The organism is Candidatus Cyanaurora vandensis (assembly GCF_013285555.1).
Classification (GTDB): Bacteria; Cyanobacteriota; Cyanobacteriia; order Gloeobacterales; family Anthocerotibacteraceae; genus Cyanaurora; species Cyanaurora vandensis.
The window spans coordinates 22,573-29,269 of record NZ_JAAXLT010000074.1 but is presented as its reverse complement, the minus strand read 5'-3'; the positions used below and the strand labels follow the sequence as shown (position 1 = coordinate 29,269).

General features: G+C 50.2%; 3 protein-coding genes. 1 reads left to right on the top strand and 2 read right to left on the bottom strand.

The window, feature by feature from the left end:
* The first annotated feature begins 239 nt into the window (after positions 1-239).
* Positions 240-1,382 (top strand): sensor histidine kinase, encoded by a 1,143-nt coding sequence (locus tag HFM78_RS04830; RefSeq protein ID WP_287128290.1) that lies wholly within the window; start codon positions 240-242, stop codon positions 1,380-1,382.
* A 580-nt stretch (positions 1,383-1,962) separates the two neighbouring features.
* Here the strand turns inward: HFM78_RS04830 and HFM78_RS04825 are convergent.
* Positions 1,963-5,343 carry a DEAD/DEAH box helicase family protein gene (locus HFM78_RS04825; RefSeq protein ID WP_287128289.1) on the bottom strand — a complete coding sequence of 1,127 codons (3,381 nt, stop codon included), beginning with the start codon at positions 5,341-5,343 and terminating at the stop codon, positions 1,963-1,965.
* Positions 5,344-5,516: 173 nt separating this feature from the next.
* Entirely contained in the window at positions 5,517-6,695 is a 1,179-nt protein-coding gene (locus HFM78_RS04820; protein WP_287128288.1) for a restriction endonuclease subunit S, read from the bottom strand.
* Positions 6,696-6,697: the final 2 nt, after the last annotated feature.

The following is a 6,697-nucleotide window of genomic DNA, read 5'->3' as shown; positions in this document are numbered from 1 at the left end:
TTCTTCTGAGGAAAGGAAGCTTTTACTAAGCATGGTTGTAACATTTTTGGACATTGAATAATTCCAGTATAACGCATTTTAAATGCTTGTCAGCTTAGGCATCTGAGTTTAGCCTCTATATTCTTGGTAGCCTCGACCGTATGCTAAAGTATCTGGAATCATCCAAAGCGATTAGCGGCGGGTGAGTTCAACCGTTAGGGCGCTAGAACTCGCTAAACCAGCCCGAACGAGGAATCGAAATGCCCATCAACGACGTCGACAAGCTCGCAGTGCTCATCAAGCAGGAGCGCGACGCCTTGCTCTCGCGGTGGCGACAGCAGGTGAAGGAACTCCCCGCAGCGAGGGATCTAGACGCTCCAACGCTAAACGATCACCTTCCTGATCTCATCGATGAATTGGCTGCCGCGCTCCAAGTGCGCTCTGACGAAACGATCCCGGAGGCACTCGCCGAACGCAGCCCACCAGCCCATGGTTTGCAGCGTATCCAGGACGGATTTGATATTGAAGAAGTCGTTGCGGAGTACAATATCCTGCGCGGCTGTATCCACGATCTGGCCGATGCCAACGGTTTGAGACTGCAGGGTAAATCTTTCCACATCCTGAATCGTGTCCTGGACGGGGCAATCGGTTTGGCGGTGCAGACCTATGCCACCCAGCAAGCGAAGGACGTGCAGCAGCGCAGGGAAGAGTATCTCGCCTTTGTGGCACACGATCTGCGAAATCCGCTGAATGCCATTTCCCTGGCCACGAGCATCCTGGAGAGGAAACTCCCGGAGCGAGGCGCCAGTGCCGAAAGCGTCCAGATGCTGAAGACCCTGCGCCGTAACGTGGCGCATCTTGATGGCTTGATCGGCAAGGTAATTGAGGAGAACACGCATCTCCTCTCACAAACAGGCATTAAATTAGAGCGGCGCGTGCTTGATTTGTGGCCGCTCGTCGAGGCTCTCATTCAAGATGTACACCCAGTAGCAGGAACTGCCAGTACGCAGATGCTCAACGAGGTGCCGGGCGATCTGGTCGTGTATGCAGATGCGAGCGCGTTAAGGCGGGTATTTCAGAACCTCATTGCCAACGCGATCCTGTACACGCCAGGCGGAGAGGTGATCATAGGGGCACGGGAGCTTGACGCGAAGGGAGCTGTAGAGGGTTGGGTCAGCGACAATGGTGCGGGAATCCCGCAGGAACGCCTCGACAAAGTATTCGACAAATTGGAGACTGATCCTCAGAAGGAAGGTGGGTTGGGTCTGGGTCTGGCCATCGTAAAGACGTTCATCGAGGCTCACGACGGGAAGGTGGCTGTCGAAAGTAAGGAAGGTCTCGGTTCAAAGTTCCGGTTTACGCTACCGGCAGGGAAAGCAGCAATTGATAGTGGTGGTTCGTAGGCGGCCTAACAGAATGCTGCAGTTGACCAGGGCCGCAATACGGCTTTCCAGCTTCGACGTCGCGACAGCGGCCCCGGCAACTGAGCTTAGTCGTTAGGCCGCTATTCAGTGCGATCCCACGAACGTCCGTAGTAACATGGCACATTACCAACCTAACAGTGAACACATCATGGTGTTACCCTACTGAACCCCGAGGGGCTGCCGAAGCCCCCCGGAGACGTATGGCAAGTAGCCGGTCGCCAGCCAGGTCGAGCAGGCCAGCCTCTCTGCGTCATCGAGACCACGAGAGTGGATGTTGTGCTGTTCGTCAGGTCAGCGCGGACTTCGCCGCCACAGAAGGTGAAGGAGACGGTTCGCTTGAGTACTGAAGGCCATCGTGCTTACTTCACTCGCGAGTGCCAAAACGCTAGCCGAGCGTTCCATGAAGACCTGCTCATCTCCTGGGCGCGGTTCAAGGTCGTCTGTCAGCCCATTGCGCCTAGTAGGGCCTAACCCCTTGTTCAAGCGGGACCCGCTTAGCTCGAACGTTAGGCTTCCAGCCAGTTTTCAACTTTCAGCCTTGGAATGCACGAGAATTCTTTTATGCTGCGGCTCTTGCCTGTACGTCTTGGAGGATTTGAATAAGCTGTTTTACCTCGGCAGGCTTGAATACTCCACTGACTCCTTGATCAGCTAGATCAGTAAATGGACTCTCGTACAATCGGCGTGGCTCCACCACGCCCTGCTCCGTTAAGTACTCAATAATCATGTTTACGAACTCAATTTGGGTTGAGTTTAGGCTTTTCCCCTGGATAAATACGGCTAGGGTTCGCTTAGCGGCTTCACGATCTAAGCCGATGAGAGAACGAATAAACAGACCCAGCCCACCATCATTACTACGGATATTCACCAGATCCTCTGCACTCCCGACACCTTCTTCTAGGAAGATACGCTCTAGTTCAGACACATCCCAAGGTGTGAGCTGCTCGTTCTGTCTCAGCTTCTGGATAGCAATGTGATTTTCATGGAAGTCAAGGAAATGACGCACTTTACGCATAAACCGAGCTTTATCTGTGCCATTGGAAACGGCAGGAAGAGCAATGGCTACAGCCTCGCCTATCTCATCTTCAAAATCTGTGTAGACAATTTTACGACGCTCAAATTTAATGAGCTGGACGAGGTTGCGTAATCTAGTGCGGAGTCGTTCCAGGGTTGGTGCGCTTAGGTCTTGCCAAAATTCATCGGTTTGTACCGCGAGGATAAGTTCTAATTCATCAGCAACCATCGGAATATTGCCTAGTTCTGCTAACTGCACCGCAATCGCCTGAATGCGTCCTTGGTACGCCAAGAGCTTGGGGTCGCCACGCAAGAGGGCGAGTTGGGAGAGTAACACAATATAGTCAAATTGTTTGGCAGGTAAGTTATTATCTTCTAGGGAACTAGGCAAACCCGCGATGTGTTCGGTGAGTTCGGCGCGGTCTTCTTCGTTCAATTGCCTCCATATCTGTTTATCTTGATATTTCTCGACGAGGCGACGCTTCGGTCTGACGATGAAGTTCTCCAAACCCATGCCGGCGACTTCCGTAAACAGGCGGTCAGCCACTTCTCGATGTAATTCTTGCACTAGGTCGCCCTCGGTCTTTTCCAGTTCGCCGAGCAGGGCAACGCGGTTAATAAAGAGCTTCTGGCTCAGCGATTGGCCTAGAGCACCGTCTGAGGTAGTGGGATTTTGATTGAAAAATTCAAAGTTCTGACAGAAATCGAATACAAGAAAATCTTCTTTGTGCAGCCCTGGGCCGAATAAGTTAGGACATAGCCGGGTGCCGCGTCCAATCATTTGCCAGAACTTGGTTTTTGAACGGACTATTTTGAAAAATACGAGATTGACGACTTCGGGTATGTCAATTCCGGTATCCAGCATATCCACAGAGATAGCGATATGAGGAGACTTATCTGGATTGGAGAAGTCATCGATTAAGGATTGGGCATACTCTGTTTTATTATCAATCACACGGGCGAAGTGTCCTTTCAGATAAGGATAATTCGCATCGAAGCGTTCGGCGATAAACTCGGCATGGTTATGGTTTTTAGCAAAGATAATGGTTTTGCCTAAGCGGTCGCCTTCATTAACCTTTAGGCCGTGGGTCATGACGTGTTCGAGTACTTTATCCACCGTGTCTTTATTAAAGAGCCAATTATTGAGTGCTCCGGCTTCTACTCGGTCGGGTACTGTGCCATCCTCAGACCACTCTAGGGCATCCCATTCCTCTTGCTCGGCCTCGGATAACGCTTCGTAACTAATGCCTTCCCGCTGAAACTTCAGGGGTACGGAGATGGCCTTGGGTGGAACTAGAAATCCATCGGCAACGGCTTGGTCAAGGTCATAGGAATCCGTGGGAACGCCACGCTCAAGCTCAAAGAGTGAATAGGTGTCACGGTCAATCTCGTCACGAGGGGTGGCGGTGAGTCCAACTAATAAGCAGTCAAAATATTCAAAAATCGCCCGATACTTGCGGTAGACGGAGCGGTGGGCTTCATCAATAACAATCAAGTCAAAATATCCTGTGCCAAACCGCCGCTGACCGTTTTGGATTTCGTCAATCAGACTCAGCATGGTGGGATAGGTGGATAAATAGAGGCGGCCTTCGGTGGCTTTTTCGGTGATGAGATTAACGGGTGCGGTTTGGGGTAGGTGTTTTTTGAACGCATTGACTGCCTGGATAACAAGCGCAACACGGTCAGCCAAGAAGAGCGCACGTTTCACCCAATTGGCCCGCATGAGTTGGTCGATCAAGGCAATGACGGTGCGGGTTTTACCGGAGCCGGTGGCCATGACCAGGAGTGCTTTACGCAGGTTATCTTTCTCAAAGGCTTCACCGATGCGGCGGATGGCGCGGGTTTGGTAGTAGCGTCCAGCGATGGTGTGGTCAATATCTACGGTGCCGAGGGTTTTCTTGAGAGTGCGACGCTGCTGGAGAAGCATCAATTCGTCTTTCTTCAAAAAGCCTTGGACTGAGCGAGGCGGGTAGTTGGTGTCATCCCATAGCCAATGGTCATAGCCGTTGGTGTAAAAGATAATCGGGCGTTGCTTGAATTGTTGCTCTAGGCTGTCGGCGTAGAGTTTGGCTTGTTGTTTGCCGCTGCGGGGGTCGTGGCGGGTGCGTTTGGCTTCGACGAGGGCGAGGGGTTTGCCATCGTTACCCCAGAGGATGTAATCCACATAGCCTTTGCCGCTGGGATTGGGCATTCCGGTGATGGGAAATTCACGGTCACGGTCTTGGTCGAGTTGCCAGCCTGCTTCCTGGAGCAGTAGGTCAATAAAAATATCACGGGTTTGGGCTTCGGTGTAGTCGTGGGTATCGGGTGTGGTTTGGTTGGCGAGTTTGGCAGCGGCGATTTCTTCTAAGAGGCGATTGAGTCGGGCTTCGAGTTGGGCGCGTTGTTGTTCGGTTTGTTCACGGGCGGCATCGGCTTCTTCGAGGGCTTGGGCGGTGGCGTCATAATAGGCTGCCACATCTTTAAGGCGTTTGAGGGTGGTGATTTCGACTTGGGTATTTTGGGGTAGAGCGTCCTGGACGAACTTCAAGTCGGCGGCTGGTTTTTCGCCTTTGGCATAGGTACGCACGAGCCAATAGGAGACATGAAAGAGTTCGCGCAGGACGTTGATGGCGTTTTGTTGGGTAACGGGTCGGGTATCGTGGACGGCACGGTTGCCGAGGTCTTTGATGATTTTGGCTTTGGTGAATATGGATTGTCCGACGAGGCTGATAAACGTTGGTTCGTGGATGAGTGTATTGAGGTTGTCGTCGTAGGGTCTGCGTAGGGCGCGGTCATGGTCATACATCCAGTTGATAATGGTTTCTAGGGCCAAACGACTATAGAAGCAGGCGGCGCGGGGGTCGGATAGGGCACTGGCTTCGGCGCGTTGGGCGTGTTCAAAAACGGAGTTAAATTCTGCTTGGAGGAAAGCGAATTGGGACATGGCGGCTCCTATAGTTCTCCTCGGAAGACGTGATAGCCCGTTGACTGACTGATGTATCTTCCTGCCCGGTTAAGGCCTGTGCTGCCCACCATACTATGCTCTGCTTTTCATATAGAGTGAAGATGCTCCCATATTATAAGCTGTGTTTAATATGGGTCGTCCTATCCGCCATATTATAGTTCTCCTCGGAAGGCGCGGTGTTGGAGAGAGGAGAATAACGCATCATATTCAGCTAAGGAACGACTACAAGGTTCTTTAATTGTTTCGATTCTTTGCACTCGGCTTGCAAATTCTTGTTGGAGAGAGAAAGGAGGAATTTCAATTAGAACATCCTGTAGCTTTCCTTTAGAAATGTTTGGCATTGAGCTAGCTGAACCACTTGCAAGTTTTTGTATTTGCTGTCTTTTTGATGGATAAATTAAAAGTTGATGGAGAAAACAGGGTTCAACCTCACTAATAGAACGCAAGCGAAATCTGAAAATCAGATCTGATATCATAAGTTTGGGACGAGTTGACTTAACATGGACGCAAGCAGCCACTAAGCCATAAGTATTTTTCCTAGTAAATAGTAAATCCCCATTACAGACTTCAAGTGTTGGGTCAGCTTGAATATTTGGAGGAAGTGCCTTGTTTTCTAATTGATTGTATTCACACCAAGTTACTGCTCCAAGTTTTAAGACACCCCACTCACTTTCCGCAGCAGCACGATCAAGACATATAGGACTCCATCCACTATCAATGTTCTCTAGCAACTTGCTAAAAGGAATTCGAGACCACCCTTTTGGATTCGTCACCGGATCACCAAACATCTCATAAAAAATAGCTTGCCCCAACTGATCAAGTCGGTCGAGGGAGCGTTGGCGTAGGCGGCGCAGGGTATCGGCTTGGTCGAGGATTGCGGCGATTCGTTTTTGTTCGGCGAGTAGGGGGAGGGGGATTTCTAATGCTCGCAAAACTTCAAGTGTAATGCCTTTTACTGTTGCTCCTGTTGCCTGTCGTTCTAGCTTTGACGAATTTACTAGAAGAGCATGAAGAAGATAATGTGTATCAATATTAGGCTTGGGAAAAAGTGCCTTTAAATCTTGATTGATAGCAATATCAATTAGGTTAATTGCCGCCTTGCCTACAGCCATTCTTGTTGGAACAATTATTGCCCCTGAAGGAATAATGTTAGTTGCAGAATTTTTAACACCTAGCTGAGTAATAGAGTCCGCTGTTGATATTATTTCGGTTGATTTAAAATCTTTTACAGATGCCCAAGGAATATCACCTCTCCAATATTCTGGAACTGATTTATCAGGTGTCCCTCCGCCCTTAATATCGACTATCTCTCCTAATTTTACTGTTTTCATCC

Bases quoted from the DNA above. Each gene is read 5' to 3' on its own strand.
- HFM78_RS04825 (WP_287128289.1), bottom strand. From the start codon at position 5,343: ATGTCCCAATTCGCTTTCCTCCAAGCAGAATTTAACTCCGTTTTTGAA.
- HFM78_RS04820 (WP_287128288.1), bottom strand. From the start codon at position 6,695: ATGAAAACAGTAAAATTAGGAGAGATAGTCGATATTAAGGGCGGAGGG.
- HFM78_RS04830 (WP_287128290.1), top strand. From the start codon at position 240: ATGCCCATCAACGACGTCGACAAGCTCGCAGTGCTCATCAAGCAGGAG.